The sequence below is a fragment of the Metaclostridioides mangenotii genome (assembly GCF_017873185.1).
Taxonomy (GTDB): Bacteria; Bacillota; Clostridia; order Peptostreptococcales; family Peptostreptococcaceae; genus Metaclostridioides; species Metaclostridioides mangenotii.
Window position 1 is genome coordinate 1,079,586 of record NZ_JAGGJX010000001.1, and the last position, 16,986, is coordinate 1,096,571.

16 protein-coding genes are annotated in these 16,986 nt (G+C 33.1%); 2 read left to right on the plus strand and 14 right to left on the minus strand.

The genetic code is table 11. The features are described 5' to 3' along the window. Positions 1 to 108: 108 nt before the first annotated feature. The gene (locus J2Z43_RS05265) at positions 109 to 1,626 is read right to left on the minus strand and encodes a cell wall-binding repeat-containing protein (RefSeq protein WP_209456167.1); all 1,518 of its coding nucleotides are present in this window, start codon (positions 1,624 to 1,626) and stop codon (positions 109 to 111) included. Between the two features lie 148 nt (positions 1,627 to 1,774). Here J2Z43_RS05265 and J2Z43_RS05270 point away from each other — a divergent pair, with 148 nt between their 5' ends. After that, entirely contained in the window at positions 1,775 to 2,923 is a 1,149-nt protein-coding gene (locus J2Z43_RS05270) for a tyrosine-type recombinase/integrase (protein ID WP_209456168.1), read from the plus strand. 108 nt (positions 2,924 to 3,031) lie between these two features. Here the strand turns inward: J2Z43_RS05270 and J2Z43_RS05275 are convergent, their stop codons facing one another. Genes J2Z43_RS05275 through J2Z43_RS05285 form a run of 3 tightly spaced genes read right to left on the minus strand, consistent with a single transcriptional unit; the run spans position 3,032 to position 5,028 of the window. Further along, the gene (locus tag J2Z43_RS05275; RefSeq protein ID WP_234925973.1) at positions 3,032 to 3,184 is read right to left on the minus strand and encodes a hypothetical protein; all 153 of its coding nucleotides are present in this window, start codon (positions 3,182 to 3,184) and stop codon (positions 3,032 to 3,034) included. After that, positions 3,184 to 3,825 carry a nucleoside recognition domain-containing protein gene (locus tag J2Z43_RS05280; RefSeq protein WP_209456169.1) on the minus strand — a complete coding sequence of 214 codons (642 nt, stop codon included), beginning with the start codon at positions 3,823 to 3,825 and terminating at the stop codon, positions 3,184 to 3,186. The genes J2Z43_RS05275 and J2Z43_RS05280 overlap by 1 nt, the downstream gene beginning before the upstream one ends. 21 nt (positions 3,826 to 3,846) lie before the next feature. Then, a complete protein-coding gene (locus tag J2Z43_RS05285; RefSeq protein ID WP_327786922.1) occupies positions 3,847 to 5,028 on the minus strand; it encodes a M20 family metallopeptidase in 1,182 nt (393 codons plus the stop codon). A 288-nt stretch (positions 5,029 to 5,316) separates the two neighbouring features. Here J2Z43_RS05285 and J2Z43_RS05290 point away from each other — a divergent pair, with 288 nt between their 5' ends. Further along, positions 5,317 to 6,687: a hypothetical protein gene (locus J2Z43_RS05290; protein ID WP_209456171.1), complete on the plus strand. Its 1,371-nt coding sequence runs from the start codon at positions 5,317 to 5,319 to the stop codon at positions 6,685 to 6,687. 195 nt (positions 6,688 to 6,882) lie between these two features. Here the strand turns inward: J2Z43_RS05290 and J2Z43_RS05295 are convergent, their stop codons facing one another. The 10 genes from J2Z43_RS05295 to fapR all read right to left on the minus strand — a co-directional run bounded on the left by J2Z43_RS05295 (position 6,883) and on the right by fapR (position 16,790). Continuing rightward, positions 6,883 to 8,433: an ABC transporter permease/substrate-binding protein gene (locus tag J2Z43_RS05295; protein ID WP_209456172.1), complete on the minus strand. Its 1,551-nt coding sequence runs from the start codon at positions 8,431 to 8,433 to the stop codon at positions 6,883 to 6,885. Continuing rightward, entirely contained in the window at positions 8,426 to 9,562 is a 1,137-nt protein-coding gene (locus J2Z43_RS05300; protein WP_209456173.1) for an ABC transporter ATP-binding protein, read from the minus strand. The genes J2Z43_RS05295 and J2Z43_RS05300 overlap by 8 nt, the downstream gene beginning before the upstream one ends. A 288-nt stretch (positions 9,563 to 9,850) precedes the next feature. Then, positions 9,851 to 11,089, minus strand: a complete 1,239-nt coding sequence (gene fabF / locus J2Z43_RS05305) for a beta-ketoacyl-ACP synthase II (RefSeq protein WP_209456174.1) — start codon at positions 11,087 to 11,089, stop codon at positions 9,851 to 9,853. Between the two features lie 30 nt (positions 11,090 to 11,119). Continuing rightward, positions 11,120 to 11,344, minus strand: coding sequence for an acyl carrier protein (gene acpP, locus J2Z43_RS05310; RefSeq protein ID WP_024620722.1), 225 nt, complete (start codon positions 11,342 to 11,344; stop codon positions 11,120 to 11,122). A gap of 87 nt (positions 11,345 to 11,431) precedes the next feature. Further along, on the minus strand, positions 11,432 to 12,178 hold the full coding sequence (fabG, locus tag J2Z43_RS05315; protein ID WP_408631521.1) for a 3-oxoacyl-[acyl-carrier-protein] reductase: 747 nt from the start codon (positions 12,176 to 12,178) through the stop codon (positions 11,432 to 11,434). Between the two features lie 2 nt (positions 12,179 to 12,180). Beyond that, positions 12,181 to 13,131, minus strand: a complete 951-nt coding sequence (fabD, locus tag J2Z43_RS05320; protein WP_209456176.1) for an ACP S-malonyltransferase — start codon at positions 13,129 to 13,131, stop codon at positions 12,181 to 12,183. A 10-nt stretch (positions 13,132 to 13,141) separates the two neighbouring features. Continuing rightward, the gene (fabK, locus tag J2Z43_RS05325; RefSeq protein ID WP_209456177.1) at positions 13,142 to 14,071 is read right to left on the minus strand and encodes an enoyl-[acyl-carrier-protein] reductase FabK; all 930 of its coding nucleotides are present in this window, start codon (positions 14,069 to 14,071) and stop codon (positions 13,142 to 13,144) included. Between the two features lie 12 nt (positions 14,072 to 14,083). Then, on the minus strand, positions 14,084 to 15,070 hold the full coding sequence (locus J2Z43_RS05330; protein WP_234925974.1) for a beta-ketoacyl-ACP synthase III: 987 nt from the start codon (positions 15,068 to 15,070) through the stop codon (positions 14,084 to 14,086). 25 nt (positions 15,071 to 15,095) lie between these two features. Next, positions 15,096 to 16,157, minus strand: coding sequence for a phosphate acyltransferase PlsX (gene plsX, locus J2Z43_RS05335; RefSeq protein WP_209456178.1), 1,062 nt, complete (start codon positions 16,155 to 16,157; stop codon positions 15,096 to 15,098). A gap of 75 nt (positions 16,158 to 16,232) precedes the next feature. Beyond that, positions 16,233 to 16,790, minus strand: coding sequence for a transcription factor FapR (gene fapR, locus J2Z43_RS05340; protein ID WP_209456179.1), 558 nt, complete (start codon positions 16,788 to 16,790; stop codon positions 16,233 to 16,235). Positions 16,791 to 16,986: the final 196 nt, after the last annotated feature.

A 16,986-nucleotide genomic window follows, 5' to 3' on the forward strand; every position in this document is an offset into this window, starting at 1 on the left:
AAAATATTTCCTTTTGGTAAATTTTGTCAGTTATTGTAATATATTTTCGTTTTATAATAAAAAAACACCTTGCAGCCTTTATTACTGCAAGGTGTTTTTTATATTAGATTATGACAAATTTAGGTTATCCGTCAAGTTCCCATAAACCTCACCTGTCCTCTGATTTACATATATATACTTATTCACTAGTCTTCCATCATATTTTATTTCGAGTGCAAAAGCATACGTAGGTTCTCCTACCCCTATTAATTCAGACTCCATCCCTATATATCTTATAGAGATATCTTTTCTTGTTATCTCACCTTTATACCTATTTAAACAAGCATCTATTGCAATTTTTTCAGCTTCTTCCATATAAACCCATGAACTTTGACTATCTCTTTTATATGTGTGTGCATTTTCGAATTTTCCATTTTCTTTATTTAAATAACTTACAAAAATATAAGTGTGTGATTTATCTGTAAAACCAACAGCTGCTATACGTTTCTCATTTCCATCTTTAATTAGAATTTCAACCCATTCAACATCATTTCTATTTATATTTATAATATCATAATTAGCACTATATATACCCGCATATGAATCGTTAAAAGTGAATTTTCCCATAGAACAGAAATTATCTGTTCCCATCTTCCATAATCCAAGCAAATCTTCAACTAATGGATCGGCCTTCATTAATCTATCTTCTAAGTCTTTATCAATATTCCCTAATATCCTAATGTTATCACGATCTAAAGCGCTTGTATTAGCTCCCTTTGACACAAGATAAAACTCTTCCCATTTTGCAAGCGGCGCACTCACTAATCCTGGAACTAAATTATACCCATCACATACATATGTAATTCCTTCTCGTTTGGGCATTCCCGCTTCCCATTCATGGTTAAAACCATAAAATATACCCTCTCCATTTTTGTCATATATTCCTTCATTTATAAATGAGTTTGTTTCAAATCTATCCTTTCCGCCTATTCTGAATGATCCTGTTAGCTTAACCAATGATTCACTCATAGATGCCACTCCACCTATAACATACTTTTCATTTGCATTAGACTTATAAGATGTTTTTATTCCATCGGTTTGTATGATAGGAGCCTTATATCTAGCAGCGATAGGGGCAATGCTTATTGCATCAGCCTCGCCTTTAAAGCCATTTGTATAAAACGCATACTTTGAATCGCTATACTTTTTGATCTCGCTAGCTACATTTAAACTAGTCTCAATTCTATCTTGACCTTGTATTCTTATTACTGTTATACCCTTTGATTTTAAATTATTCTCCACACTTGGACTTACTGAATTTACTCCACCGATAATATATAATTTCTTTACATTAGTAATTCTAGTCATTGTCACGCCTGGAATACTATCCTTTTTAGTTAATAATATTGGTGCATTTACAGCTCCTGATAAACCACTTGAACTAAGGCCATCTGCTATAGAATTATCTAGATTTACAAGTATTGCTGTGTTATATTTCTGTTTATCTGCTATTAATGCTGCTGTTTCGTAATTGTCTTTACCTACTATTTTTTCAACATTAGGTTTGTTATAAGCGTCAGTGGTTATATTTGACGATAATAATAACGCACATGATAATGCAATTGTTACTAATTGTTTGAATTTCATAAAAACTTCCTCCCTCAATAATATATATATTATTGATTATACAACAAAGAAAACGATTGTTTTGTCATAAAATGTAATTTTCTATGTATGTTCTTTTTGTGATATTATATAGTCATGTAATAATTCAAGAATTTCAGGAGGATAAAGCATGAAAGGAAGCGTAAGAAAAAGAGGTAAGAAATGGTACTATTACTTCGATCTTGGTATTGTAGATGGAAAAAGAAAAAGAGTTGAACGCGTAGGAGGTGATACTAAAAAAGAAGCAGAAAAAGCTTTAAGAGAAGCACTTAGCGAGTTTGACGATACTGGAACTTATGTAGATGAAAGTGATATGACTTTTAATGATTACCTTGATTACTGGTATGAAAACTACGTTGAACTTAATTGTAAAACAACCACTAAACAAAAATACAGGTTAGTAATTGATAAGCATATTAAGCCAACGCTTGGTGGTTACAAATTAAACGCTTTAAATTCTGCTTTACTTCAAGACTTTTGTAATACTAAGTATAAAGATGGTTATAGCAAAAGTAGTCTATCGCAATATGTATCTGTTATATATAATTCTTTAAAGTATGCCGTTAACCCAATGCAACTACTTAAATACAACCCTTGTGTAAATGTAAAAATACCTAAATACAATGATACTGCTGAACATGAGGTTAAAACTATATCTAAAGATCAATTTAATATCTTATTAGAGAAATTTCCAAAAGGTCGCCTGTTAAATATGCCATTGCTAATAGGTTATCATACCGGTATGCGAATCGGGGAAATATGTGCTTTAACATGGGACGATATAGACTTGACTAAAAAGACGATAAACGTTAATAAAACTCTTGTATATAATTTGCGTAATGGCTTTTCGTTTGGGACTACTAAAACAAAAACATCTAACAGAACTATTTTAATAGGGGATACTTTAGTTAAAATATTAAAAGAACATAAAATATTGCAAAAAGAAAACAAATTAAAATATGGTGAGTTTTACTTAGACAAAGATTATCCTGCTAAAGGAATGGTATGTACTTCAGAAAGTGGGAATTATACTACTCCTAAATCTACCTCTAGCATTATAGGAAAAATTGCAAAAAAGGAACTTGGCTTTGAGTTCACGTTTCATATGTTAAGGCATACACACGCTACTATGCTTATTCAGTCAGGGGTTAATATTAAAGAAGTGCAAAAAAGATTAGGACATGCAAAAATATCTATTACATTAGATACTTACGGTCACTCCACAAAAGAATCACAGAAAATCGCAGTAGATACTTTTGAAAATTATATCAATGGTTAAATTGCCGTCATTTAGTTTTGCGGTGGCAATATGGTGGCAATCTAGTATTTTCTATATATCTAACCCTCGATAAACGTTGATATTTAAAGCTTTCAACCTTAACACTTGTCATATTGTAACTATCATATAACCCATTATCATGGCAGGTAGTATTTGTTCTACACCTATATAAAATCCTTTTTTAGCACCGTTCATAAATATCTCAACTATAGACTTCTTTGGTTTTTTGTTCTCTACTACATTACCTGTTTGTTGAGTCATTATGCAACACTCCCTTGCTTTTTATTCTTTATATTGATATAAAGTCTTATTAAATTTGCACCTAATAACTTACAGAATATCTCTATTAAGATTATCGGACCAACTGCCATAAGTGCTATTGGAAGTAAAGGTGCCTGTGTATTTATTGTATTAAGTATTACAGCTGAACCTGCATACTGGTATGCTACGAATATTGTACGTTCATCATCCGTCAGATCCCCACTCTCAACAAGCTCTTTAGTCATTATAGAAGCTACGTCTGAACTAGTGAAAGAAGATACGAAAGCTATACCGGCAGTTCCTGGTATACCAAGTAACGGTCTAAGAATTGGGTTGAATAGCTTTGCTGCAGCCTTCATTGCCCCCATTGATTCAACTACATCTATAAGTCCAACTGCAAGTGATACAGTAGGTACTAATGTTAAAGCGAATAGAAATCCATCTTTAGCTCCAGATCCTCCTTTACCTGTAAAGTCTACTCCATCAACTATCTGTCCAAAACTTCCTGTAAGGTTTGCGAAGTCAAATGCCTTTAAAAAGCTATTTGCATCTTTGAAAACCCCAGAGAATAATACTATAAGAAAAAATAGTGACAGGTAGCCTTTCCAAGTTACCTTATTTGGCTCTTTTGCTTTTTCCATATTTAATTCCCCCTACAATTTTTAGTATTTAAATTTATCTAAGTTAAGTACAATTGTTGATATTATCTTTGCTCTCTCAAACATTGAATCTACAAGCGCATACTCTCTAGCTGTATGATTCCATTGACCTTGAACACCGAATGCACATATAGTGGGAACGTTTGCAATAGTTAAATAACTTGCGTCTGAACTTCCCCCGAGTATCTTAGATCCAAACTTCTCGAAACCATTCTCCTCACAAACTTCATTTACAAAATCATAGAATTTCATAACATTTTCAGTAGTTTCAAAAGCCATTAATTGAGCTATGTATCTTACTTTAGTTGTTGTACCATCTACATATGTTTTAGTACAAATATCATTTACTTTTTGTTTTATTGAATCCATATCTTCAACTTTGTCAAATCTTATGTCTACATCTATTTTGCAATCTTTTGGTATTGCATTTGGTATTCTACCACCGCTAATAACACTTACACTCGCTGTTATACCTTCATCAAGATTTGTTAATTTTTGTATTTCTAATATCTTGTGAGCCATTTCTTCAATAGCATTTCTTCCGCCTGCAAAGTCATTTCCTGCATGTGTTTCAACACCTTCAATCTCAACAACACATCCAATTCTACCTTTTCTTCCAGTACATAAGCTGTTATCTACTAGTGCTGTCTCCATGTTGAATGCACAATATCCACCTTTTGCTGCATCAAGTAATGCTTTCTCTCCAGTTGAACCTTCATGTCCACTTTCTTCATCTCCTGATAATATTACTTTTAATGGTCTTTCATCGTATCCAATTGAGTTTAAAGCCTTAATTACGTATAATGCTATTACGATTCCGCCTTTCATATCTAAGGCTCCAGGTCCATATGCCTTATCGCCTTCGATTCTAAAAGGATTTTCTCCAAAAGTTCCATTTTTGAAAACAGTATCCATATGTCCAGAGAATATTACTGGTTCTTTACCTCTGTCCAATCCTAGAGTTGCAACTAATGTATTTCCGTTTGGTCCAACATCTATCAGCTCTACATCAAATCCTTCTTTTACAAATTCAGTTTTCAATCTGTTGGCTACAACGTTTACACTCTGTTTGTCAGCAGTAAAACTTTCTAGGTTAACTATCTCTTTCCATAAATCGATAATTTCATCTTTTTTACTGTCGATAAATCCATTAATTTCATTTAAATAATTATTCAAAATATTCACCCCTAATTGTTTAATTTCGCCTTATTGCTATTTACTATGTTTGTCATACTTTCAAGGACTTTTTTTATTTTGGAAATGTTTAAAGACTAGTCTTGTAATAAGGATACCACCATTTCATTTAATTCGTCAATACTTTTTTTATTTTCTGAATTTTTGTTATTTTACATGTTTATCTTATTTAACAACATATTTTTCTATTTATTTTCAGAAAATATTGACTCTATTTAAAGACTATTATAGAATTGATTTGGACTAGTACTTCTTGGCATGAAATTTAAGGAGGAAAAAATGAAATATAGAATAGGTTTCATTACTACTGATTATTATATAAATGATTGGTTTTATAAGACTATAGATAAAATAAGCGATAAGTGCGAAGTAGATCTTATTGTAGTAGATAATTTCGATTCTTACACAAAACTTATTAACATCTACAATGAAAATGTAAAGAAATATGATGCCTTTGTATTCAGTGGTGTTATAACGTATTCAATGATTAAAGAAAGCATTGAATATATTGCTGTACCAATGGATTACTTAAGGCTAGGAGATAGAGATTTCTACAAATATATCTTTAAAGAATTGATTGAAGACAGAAGCTTAGACATATCTAAAATGTTCATGGATTTTTTAAGGATGGATAACAACTACTACGATATATACTCATTGATAGACCATGAAAAGTGTCCGTATACAATTCGCGATTTCAATATTGATCAACCAGTACGCGACTTTAAAATTCTCAATGATACACTTTTAGACATTCATCTAGATTTATGGAAAAATAACAAGATAAATTTATCAATAACTAGAAACTATATACTCAGCAATATCTTAAATGACTTAGGATACAAGTGCGTATACATGTCTCCATCATCTGAATCTATATTAAATACTTTTTCAAATGTGCTTAATAAATTAGAATTTGATAGATTAGATAAAAACAAACTCGCTACTGGAATTATAACAATCGACAGCACTGAGTACAGTGATGAAAAATTTGTATTTGATAATGATGAAATTTTAGCTAGGCTTTGCAGTCTAGTTTCAGATTTATTAGTTAAAAATGGTTACTACAATATTCAGGTAATTAAAAGTTCCATGAAAATTGAAATACACACTACTAAAGACACTTTGTATAAATTAACAAACGGATATAGAGATTTCTTTATCGATGATGTACTAAATAATATTCGCTACAACATAAATATCGGATGGGGAATAGGAAATACAAAGACACACTCTGAAAGCAATGCTAGAAATGCAAATATTAAATCAGCAGAACTTGGAGGAAATTGCACTTATATTATAGATGACACCAATCAATTGATTGGTCCGCTTTACTCAGAAAATAAAATTATCAATGCCGCTGACAGCCTTATTGTAGATAAACTTACATCGTATATTCCACTATCGAGTGCAAATATATCTAAAATAATGTCAGTGATTGATGAGAGAGGTACAAATGAGATTACAGCCAAAATACTGTCCGACTACTTAAATGTTACACTAAGAACTGCTAATCGCATATTAAACGTACTTCACGAATCTGGAGTTGCAACATTAGCCAATTCAAATGTTTCTAAGAAACATAGAGGTCGTCCAGAGAAAGTTTATCAGATAAACTTCTCACGTATATTAAATAAAATGAGTAATTAAATGGGCTGAGTTTTTTGAATTAAAAAGAGATGCCTAAAAAGTTTAATTAAATAACTTTTCAGGCATCTCCTTATCTAAAAGGTCACTTTTGTTTTATTTATGTTCAATTGCCTAACTATTATATTTTAAATATTCACTTTGATAGTCTAATGAATACCCATGCGGAATATTTCGCTCTAATGTTCAAAATTGTACCTATTTTATTAGTCCTTCTTTTACTAAGAATTCATGAGCTACATCTTCTGGAGATTTTCCAAGTTCGTCTACTTGGTAATTAAGCTCTATCATAGTTTCTTGATCAACTTTATTAGACAACATGTTTAAAACTCTTTTAAGCTCAGGGTATTTTTCTAGAGTTTCTTCTCTAACCATCGGTGTTGCATAGTATGGTGGGAAGAATCCCTTGTCATCCTCTAGTATTTTAAGTTTGTATTTTTTGATAAGACCCTCTGTAGAGTTAGTATCTATTACTTCAGCCTCGTTATTTTCAATAGCTAGATATCTTAGACTTCCATCTACTGCTTTAACATCTTTAAATTTCATATCGTATAATTTTGATAATCCAATATAAGCGTCTTCTCTATTTTCAAACTCAAGTGTACATGAGAGAATCATATTCTTACTGAATTTACTTAAGTCAGACATCGAATTTATACCGTATTTTTCTGCAACCTCTGGTTTCATAGCAAGTGTAAATGTGTTGTTATAGCCTAGAGGATCGAGCAATGTTATCTTATGTTCTTTTTCCATAAAATCTTTAGTTGTTTTATACGTTTTATCAGGATCTCTGATTATTTCATGATTCATTATATTCAATAATATAGTACCAGTATAATCGACATACATATCTAATTCTCCACTATCAAGAGCGTTAAATGTTACTGAAGATCCACCTAAGTTTAACTTTCTCTCTACATTTAAATCTGTATGCTCCTCTACTAAATCAGCGTACATATTACCTAGAACTAATTGCTCTGTAAAGTTTTTTGAACCAATCGTTATCGTATCTTTTTTGCCAGATATCGCTGGAACTATTCCCGTAAAGATTATTGTTACAATAAGTATAACACTTACAACCTTTAAGCCTATAAAGTTCTTTTTACGTCTTTTTAGATCCAAGCCTTTTGGAGTTACTGCTATTTCTATCTGCGAGAATATATAATCGACCAAAAGTGCTAAAATGCATGAAGGTATTGCCCCTGCAAGTATCATACTGTTATTTACAGTTTGAACCCCAGAGAATACTAAGTATCCAAGCCCACCTGCTCCTATAAATGCTGCAAGTGTCATTAGTCCAACTGCTGTTACAGCCGATATTCTGACCCCTCCCATTATTATTGGTAGAGCTAGTGGAAATTGTATTCTAAATAATGTCTGATTTTTTGTAAGTCCAATACCTTTTGCAGACTCCAATACTACAGGATCAATACTGCTAATACCTATGTACGTATTTTTTACAATAGGTAGTAGCGAGTATATAACTACTGAAAATATAGCTGGCTTGCTTCCTATACCAAGGATAGGAACAAGTAACCCAAGTAACGCCATAGATGGAACAGCTTGTACCAAGTTTACGAAACCTAATACTATTTTTCTAAGTCTCGGAGCCCTAGATATCAAAATACCAAGAGGAACACCAACTATTATAGCTATTATTATCGCTGATGCAGTTAAGCTAATATGTTGAATAAATAACTCTATAATTTTACCTTTTTGTTGTATTAAGAAATTAAATAAACTATCCAAGTATACTCACCTCCATCTCAAGGAATTGTTCACTCAATACTGAAAGCAAACTACTTCGTGTGATTAACCCTACTAATGTCCCCTTAGATGAAATAACAGGCATATATCCTACTGAATTTTTATTCATGACTTCTAAGACTTCTACTAGTGTATCACTTTCATTTACATATAGTGGATCTTTTGACATTATATCTTGTAGTGTAGTAGATTTATCAAAAGTAGCTTTTATATCTTTTACTGTTACTATACCAGCCAAGTGATATTCCTTGTCTACTATCAATAAACTATCTACCTTACTAGTTCTCATTATCTCAATTCCTTGAGTAACTCTACGGTTTCCCTTAACAGATATAGGGTTTTTTATCATTATATCCTTAGCTTTTATATACTCAGGATTATCCCAAAGTCTATTTTCTCCTACAAAGTCTTTTACAAAATCATTTGCTGGTTTTCTAAGTATATTCTCAGGGGTATCAAACTGCGCTATACAACCATTTTCCATTATACAAATCTTATCTGCAATCTTTAATGCCTCATCCATATCATGAGTAACAAATATTATTGTCTTTTTTAGTTCTTCTTGAAGATTGAATAATTCCTCCTGAAGTGTAGTTCTAGTTATCGGATCTAGTGCGCTAAATGGTTCATCCATAAGTATTATATCGGCATCTGTTGCTATCGCTCTTACAACACCTATTCTCTGTTGCTGACCACCACTTAATTCTGAAGGGTATTTGTTTAAGTACTCACTACTATCTAAATCGACCATTTTAAGTAAATCTACAGTCTTTTGCTCTATTTCCTCTATTGATTTTTCTTTCTTCAATCTTGGAATTAATTCAATATTTTCTTTAATTGTAAGATGTGGAAACAGACCTGTATTCTGAATCACATACCCAATATTCCTTCTTAAATCTATAACATTTTGTTTTGAAATAGGTTTATCGTCAATATATATTTCTCCAGATGTTGGTTTGATTAATTTATTTATAAGCTTTAGTGTTGTTGTCTTTCCACAACCACTAGATCCTATAAGTACAACCAACATTCCCTTATCTATCGATAGTGAAATATCCTTTAATATAGTCTTATTTCCAATTTTTTTCGTTACATTTTTTATCTCTATCATATAAAATCATCTCCTCTTGCCGCTACAAACAACCTTATTTAATAATATAAGTTGTTTAAATGATTATAACATAATGAGTTAATTATGCAAATAAAAGCAATGTAATACATCTCTAACTTTAAAGTATTTTCGAATATAATTTAAACATAATTCAAATATTATTTACCTATAAACTTTTTTATGACATAAAAAAACTGATTAAATCATTGTGTTTCGCGGCACTTTGTTTCATACCATAACAGGCCGTGGAGCGAATCCAATAATTCAATCAGTTTTGTAAAAATTTCCTTAGTATTTTTTAAATGCTAATGTTGCATTGTGACCACCAAAACCTAATGAGTTTGATAGAGCGTATTTGACTTCTCTTTCTCTTCCTACATTGGCAATATAATCTAAATCAAGTTCTTCATCTTGATTATCTAGATTTATTGTAGGCGGCACATATCCTTCGTCTATACTAAGTGCACATACAACGGCTTCTATTGCCCCTGAGGCTCCTAGTAAGTGTCCTGTCATAGATTTTGTCGATGACACACATAAATCGTACGCTTTGTCCCCAAAGACAGACTTTATAGCCATTGTCTCGAACTTATCATTATATGGAGTTGATGTACCATGCGCGTTTATATAATCTACATCACCTATATCTATATTTCCATCATCTATTGCCATCTGCATAGATCTAGCTGCGCCTTCACCATTTTCAGCAGGTGTAGTTATATGATACGCATCTGCAGTAGATCCATATCCTACAACCTCAGCGTAAATCTTTGCTCCCCTATTTAAAGCGTGATCTAATTCTTCAAGAATAAGTATCCCTGCTCCCTCTCCCATTACAAACCCATCTCTGTCTTTGTCAAATGGGCGAGATGCAGCCTTTGGATCGTCATTTCTAACAGACATCGCCTTCATATTACAGAATCCTGAAAATGCAAGACCTGTAACAGCAGCTTCTGAACCTCCAGATACCATTAAATCAGCATCGCCTCTTTGTATTATCTTAAAGGCATCTCCAATTGAGTGAGTTCCTGATGAACAAGCCGTACACACATTTGTATTTGGTCCCTTTGCACCTAAGAATATCGATACTTGGCCTGCTGCCATATTACCGATCATCATTGGAACAAAGAATGGGCTTACTCTTTTATTTCCTTTTTCTAACATAATCTTGTGTTGTGTCTCTATTGTTTCCACTCCACCTATACCAGACCCTATTATAACTCCAAATCTATATTGATCTATTTTTTCTAAGTCTAGTTTAGAATCTTCAACAGCCATCTTTGCAGAGGCAATTGCATATTGTGTGAATCTATCTATTCTCTTTACTTCTTTTTTGCTTATAAACTGCTCTGGATCAAAGTTCTTTACTTCTCCAGCTATTTGTGTTTGGTATGTGCTAGCATCAAATTTAGTTATTGTATCTATTCCAGATACTCCTGATTTGATGTTCTTCCAGAATTCATCTTTGTCATTTCCAACTGGTGTAACACATCCAAGCCCAGTTATAACTACTCTTCTATTGTTCATAGAATACCTCCACTATTTGTCAGCCTACTACTATTTTTGTGATTCGATATATTTAACTATATCTCCGATTGACTTAAAGTTTTCAGCATCTTCATCTGGTATTTCTAATTCGAATTCGTCTTCAAGAGCCATTATTATTTCTACAGCGTCTAGTGAATCCGCCTCTAAATCTTTCATTAGTGATGTTTCTGCTGTTATTACCTTATCTTCTACACCTAATTGGTCTATTATTATTTCTACAACTTTATCAAACATTATGTTTCCTCCTAATTTTCTATTTAATATATTTTAATTAAAATAACTTTTTCAAGTTATCATGTTACCATTTCACAATTCTATTGTCTACTGCATTACCATCCCGCCGTCTACATTTATAACTTGGCCAGTTATATATTCAGACATATCACTTGCTAAGAATGCAACTAAGTTTGCAACATCTTCCGGCTTTCCAAAAGTTTTTTTAGGAATATTAGCAAGCATTGATTTTTTTATATCTTCTGATAGTACTTGAGTCATATCTGTATCGATAAATCCAGGTGCTACTGCATTAATATTTATATTTCTAGATGCAAGCTCTCTAGCAGACGCCTTAGTAAATCCTATAACTCCTGCTTTTGATGCACAGTAGTTTGTCTGTCCTGGATTTCCCATAATTCCAACTATAGATGCCATGTTTATAACTTTACCATACTTTTTCTTCATCATGTACTTAGTAGCAGCTTTTGTACAGTTGAAAACTCCTTTTAAGTTAATATCTATTACTTTATCAAAGTCCTCTTCCTTCATTCTCATAAGAAGCCCATCTCTTGTTATACCAGCATTGTTTACTAGTATATCTATTTTTCCGAATTCCTTTACTACTGAGTCCATCATTTCAGCTACTTGATCTGATTTAGATACGTCACACTGTACAACCAAGCACTTAACTCCCATACCTTCTATCTCAGATTTAGTAATATTCGCCTGTTCTTCGTTTGAAGTATAGTTGATCACTACATCGGCTCCTAAAGATGCCAGCTTTTTAGCAACTTCTTTACCTATACCACGTGATCCCCCTGTAACAACGGCTGTTCTATCTATAAAATTCATCATTAGATTTCCCCATTTCTATAGTTATTTACAAATTTATCAAAAGAATCTATGCCATCAATATTGTGAATTTCTACTTTTGCATCTTTTTGTGAGGATATTTTCTTTATAAATGCTTTAAGTGTTTTTCCTGGACCGATTTCAATAAATGTATCGTAACCTTCATCTATAAGTTTAGATATTGAATCCTCCCAAAGCACTGATGAACTAACTTGTTTCACTAAAAGTTCTTTGCAATTTCCATTGTAGTAGCCAGCATTGACATTTGATACTACTTTTATGCTAGAATCTTTTATATTCACCTTATCCAACTCCAAAGACAGCTTCTCTCCCGCTTCTTTTAACATAGACGAGTGAAATGGACCGCTTACACTTAGCTCGACAGCTCTCTTAGCTCCACTATCTTTACATTTTTCCATAGCTTCGCGAACTTTTTCTGTCTCACCTGAAATCACTATCTGACCTGGAGAATTGTAGTTTGCAACTTCTACAACCCCTCCTTTTATTTCATCTATTATCTTTTTTAAAGGCTCTCTTTCCATACCTAAAATCGCTGCCATAGTACCTTTTCCAAGAGGTACAGTTTCTTGCATGTACTTTCCTCTTTTTTTAACAAGCTTTACAGCATCGCTGAAATCTAGTACACCAGCTGTAACAAGCGCGCTGTATTCACCTAAAGACAATCCCAGGCAAACATCAAATTCTAGATCTATTTCACTTTTTAAGGCTTCATAAGCTGCTATACTGTGTATCAATATCGCAGGCTGAGTATTTTCTGTTTTTGAAAGCTCTTCATCTGGACCTTCAAACATTATAGTTTTAATATTCATGTTGAGATTCTCACACGCAGTGTCCACTATATTTTTAGCTATAGCGTTACCTTCATACAGATCCTTTGCCATACCTGTATACTGTGCTCCTTGACCTGGAAATACTAGTGCTATTTTTGCCATAACATTCCTCCTATAAATTTATGTTAGGCATTACTTCTTTTGCCTTTTTAACTAAATCTTGAACTATCTCTTCACATGGTTTTATATCTTTAACCATTGCAGCTATTTGACCTGCCATAAATGATCCCTTATCTTTATCACCATCTACAGTAGCCAATCTTAGTGCACCTACACCCTTTGCTTCTAATTCTTCTGGTGTAGCACCTGCTGCTTCCATTTTAATAAATTCTTTTGATAATTTATTTTTTAAAGTTCTTACTGGATGTCCTGTTACTCTTCCAGTTACTACTGCATCTCTATCCTTAGCTTTTATAACAAGTTGTTTGTAGTTTTCATGAGCTGTACACTCATCACTACATATAAATCTTGTTCCGATTTGAGCACCTTGAGCACCTAAAGCAAATGATGCTGCTATTCCTCTACCGTCAGCTATTCCTCCAGCTGCTATAACTGGTATGCTAACACTGTCTGATATCTGAGGTATAAGTACCATCGTTGTAACTTCACCTATATGTCCACCAGCTTCTGTTCCTTCAGCTATAACTGCTGTAGCTCCAAATCTTTCCATTCTCTGAGCTAGTGCTGTAGTCGGAACTACAGGTATTACCTTTACTCCTGCTTCTTTTAATCTATCCATATGTTTTGCAGGGTTTCCCGCTCCTGTTGTTATTACTTGAATCTTTTCTTCTATTACTAAGTCTATAATGTCATCTGCAAATGGAGAAAGTAGCATTACATTTACTCCAAAAGTTTTGTTAGTTAATTTTCTACAGTTATCAATCTCATTTTTTATAACTTCTTTAGGTGCATTGCCAGCGGCTATTATTCCTAACCCTCCTGCATTTGATACTGCAGCAGCAAGAGGCGCATTTGCAACCCAAGCCATTCCACCTTGTATTATAGGGTATTTAATATCCAATAATTCACATATTCTATTCATAAATAACCTCCCTTATAATGTCCATTCGATTACCGACGATCCCCATGTAAGACCCCCACCAAATCCAACTACCACTATCTTATCACCTTTTTTTATTTTTCCTTCTCTATATGCTTCATCTAAGGCTACTGGTATAGAAGCAGCTGACATGTTTCCATATTTATCTAAATTTACAAATACACTGTCCATGCTAAGTCCCAATCTCTTAGCCGATGCCTCTATTATCCTCGCATTTGCTTGATGAGGTACGTATAAATCTATATCTTTTGCTTCCAAATTTGCTTTTTCTATTGCTATTTGAGAAGTTTCTGCCATCTTTCTCACTGCAAATTTGAACACATCGCTACCAGCCATGTGTATTGTATGCATGTTGTTCTGTACAGTATCTTGACTTGCTTTATTTCTTGAACCACCTGCTGGTATTTTAAGATAGTCTTTTCCTTTACCATCTGCTCCTAGGTATGTAGAAAGTATTCCGCCGTCTTCGACTCTACCAACTACAGCAGCACCTGATCCATCACCAAACAGCACAGATGTAGCTCTGTCTTCATAGTTTAAAACTCTTGAACTAGTTTCTGATCCAACAACAAGAATATTTTTGTAAGTGTCGTTTTCCACAAACTGTTTTGCAATAGTAAGAGCGTATACAAAACCTGTGCAAGCGGCTGAAATGTCAAATGCAGCAGCATTAACTGCACCAATTCCTTCTTGAACTATACAAGCTGTCGACGGTAAGAGCATATCAGGAGTAAGAGTAGCTAAAATTATAAGGTCTATATCTTCAGGAGCCAAATTGGCACATTCTAAAGCCTTTAATGAAGCTTTTATAGCTAAGTCAGATGTAGCTTCTTCTTCAGCTGCAACTCTTCTCTCTTTTATCCCTGTTCTAGTTGTAATCCATTCATTAGATGTATCCATAATACCTTCAAAGTAAAAGTTATCAACACATTTTTCGGGTAAATAGCTTCCAACCCCTAATATTCCAGATTTTATCTTCATAACTATATTAAACCTCCAAAGAGCTTTACTCTTCATCTCTATTTTTGTTGCTACCTTTTACATCGTTATCGTCTTTGTCGTTATCACTTTCTTTTGAATAATCTTTTATAAACTCTTCTATATCCTTTACTACTTCACCTTTAGAAAACTTTATACCTTGGTTTATAGCGTTTTTTATAGCATTAGAATCTGAACTACCATGAGCTTTTATAACTCCGCCTTTTAAACCTAAAAGAGGGGCTCCTCCATACTCAGCGTAATCCATAAAGTTCTTCAGTTTTTTTAGTTCATCTTTTAATAAAAGTGCTCCTATCTTGCTCTTAGTACTAGATACAAAAGTCTGCTTTATCAGATCTAGCACTGAAAGCGCAACACCTTCTGCTGATTTAAGAAGCATATTTCCTGTAAATCCATCACATACTATTATGTCTGTATAAGAATTAAGTATCTCTCTAGCTTCAACATTTCCGATAAAGTTTAGTTTTAATTTTTTAATATCTTCAAAAGATTTTTTAACTAACTCATTTCCTTTACCTTCTTCTAGCCCTACATTTGCAGTAGCAACTCTAGGGTTATCCATACCCAGTACCTTTTTAGAGTATATACTGCTCATAGCTGCAAACTCACAAAGGTTTTTCGGTTTACAATCTGCATTGGCTCCACAGTCTGCAATTAAAGTCATTCCGCCTTTTACATTCGGGATCGCCGAACAAAGACATGGTCTATCTACTCCTTTAATTCTTCCAACTACAAACAGTCCACCTGCAAGAAGTGCACCTGTATTACCAGCTGAAATTACCGCATCCGCTTTTCCCTCTTTTACAAGGTTAAGTGCTACTACCATTGAAGAATCTTTCTTCTTTCTTATAGCTTTAACGGGTTTATCTTCATTTTCTATAACTTCAGTAGTTCCCAATATCTCTAATTTACTTTTATCAAATTCATATTTGGAGAATTCTTTTTCTAATATTTCTTTATCTCCTGTTATTACAATATCTATATTGTATTCCTTAATTGCCTCAACCGCTCCTTCAACATTTGAAGAAGGTGCATTATCTCCGCCCATTCCATCAATAACTATTTTCATATCTTTGCCTCCTATATTCACGAAACTTTATGCAAACAGTTAGACTAGTACATACTCATTTTGAAATCGTATATACTAGTCTATCTCTTCAAATATAAAATCTCCTTTAAATACTTGATCGTGATTTCTACTATTTACAACGACTTTTACAAAATGCTTTCTGTCCTCTTTCTTGTGGACTTCCGCTTTTGCTATGAGTCTATCTTTATTCTCTATCATTGTTATACAATTTATATTTGCAGACCTTAGTACTACCTTTGGAGCGTTAACTATCGCCATTGCAAGCGAACTTGTCAGAGAAAATACATATGCATCTCTAACTGTATTGGTCTTTGTATAAATCATATCATCCGTGATCTCTAGCATGGATATACCAAGTTGCCCAACAGATAACTCTATTATCTCTCCTATTATCTCTTGTTTTCCAAGAGTCTTAACTTTGGAGCCTTGAGTTTCTGCTATAGTTTTAAGTCTCTCCCTAAGTTCTGGGATGTTTAGACTCATCCTATCAAGCCTTATCGTTTGGATGCTGACATTAAATACACTAGATAGCTCTTCGTCAGTGTAGAAAGGATCCCCTTCTAAGATCTTAACCAGCTCTTTCTGTCTTTGGGCCTTACTCTTTTTCTTCATATAACCTCCAAATTTATAGCAGTAATTAGTACCAGCTACTAATAGTAGTATATAATATCAAATAAAGTTTTTCAACACTAAATTGCTTATTTTATATTAATTAATTTGAATTTATATTATCTAAATTTATTTTTTTGCTGTTAATTACTATAATACCTTAAATTAAAACTATATATTCAGTCTCTATTATTCTAGA

Coding starts and splice junctions, on each gene's coding strand:
- fabF (WP_209456174.1), bottom strand. CDS start 11,089: ATGAACAATAGAAGAGTAGTTATAACTGGGCTTGGATGTGTTACACCA.
- plsX (WP_209456178.1), bottom strand. CDS start 16,157: ATGAAAATAGTTATTGATGGAATGGGCGGAGATAATGCACCTTCTTCA.
- J2Z43_RS05275 (WP_234925973.1), bottom strand. CDS start 3,184: ATGACTCAACAAACAGGTAATGTAGTAGAGAACAAAAAACCAAAGAAG.
- fabG (WP_408631521.1), bottom strand. CDS start 12,178: ATGAATTTTATAGATAGAACAGCCGTTGTTACAGGGGGATCACGTGGT.
- fabK (WP_209456177.1), bottom strand. CDS start 14,071: ATGAATAGAATATGTGAATTATTGGATATTAAATACCCTATAATACAA.
- J2Z43_RS05265 (WP_209456167.1), bottom strand. CDS start 1,626: ATGAAATTCAAACAATTAGTAACAATTGCATTATCATGTGCGTTATTA.
- J2Z43_RS05300 (WP_209456173.1), bottom strand. CDS start 9,562: ATGATAGAGATAAAAAATGTAACGAAAAAAATTGGAAATAAGACTATA.
- J2Z43_RS05290 (WP_209456171.1), top strand. CDS start 5,317: ATGAAATATAGAATAGGTTTCATTACTACTGATTATTATATAAATGAT.
- J2Z43_RS05270 (WP_209456168.1), top strand. CDS start 1,775: ATGAAAGGAAGCGTAAGAAAAAGAGGTAAGAAATGGTACTATTACTTC.
- fapR (WP_209456179.1), bottom strand. CDS start 16,790: ATGAAGAAAAAGAGTAAGGCCCAAAGACAGAAAGAGCTGGTTAAGATC.
- J2Z43_RS05280 (WP_209456169.1), bottom strand. CDS start 3,825: ATGGAAAAAGCAAAAGAGCCAAATAAGGTAACTTGGAAAGGCTACCTG.
- J2Z43_RS05330 (WP_234925974.1), bottom strand. CDS start 15,070: ATGAAGATAAAATCTGGAATATTAGGGGTTGGAAGCTATTTACCCGAA.
- fabD (WP_209456176.1), bottom strand. CDS start 13,131: ATGGCAAAAATAGCACTAGTATTTCCAGGTCAAGGAGCACAGTATACA.
- acpP (WP_024620722.1), bottom strand. CDS start 11,344: ATGTTTGATAAAGTTGTAGAAATAATAATAGACCAATTAGGTGTAGAA.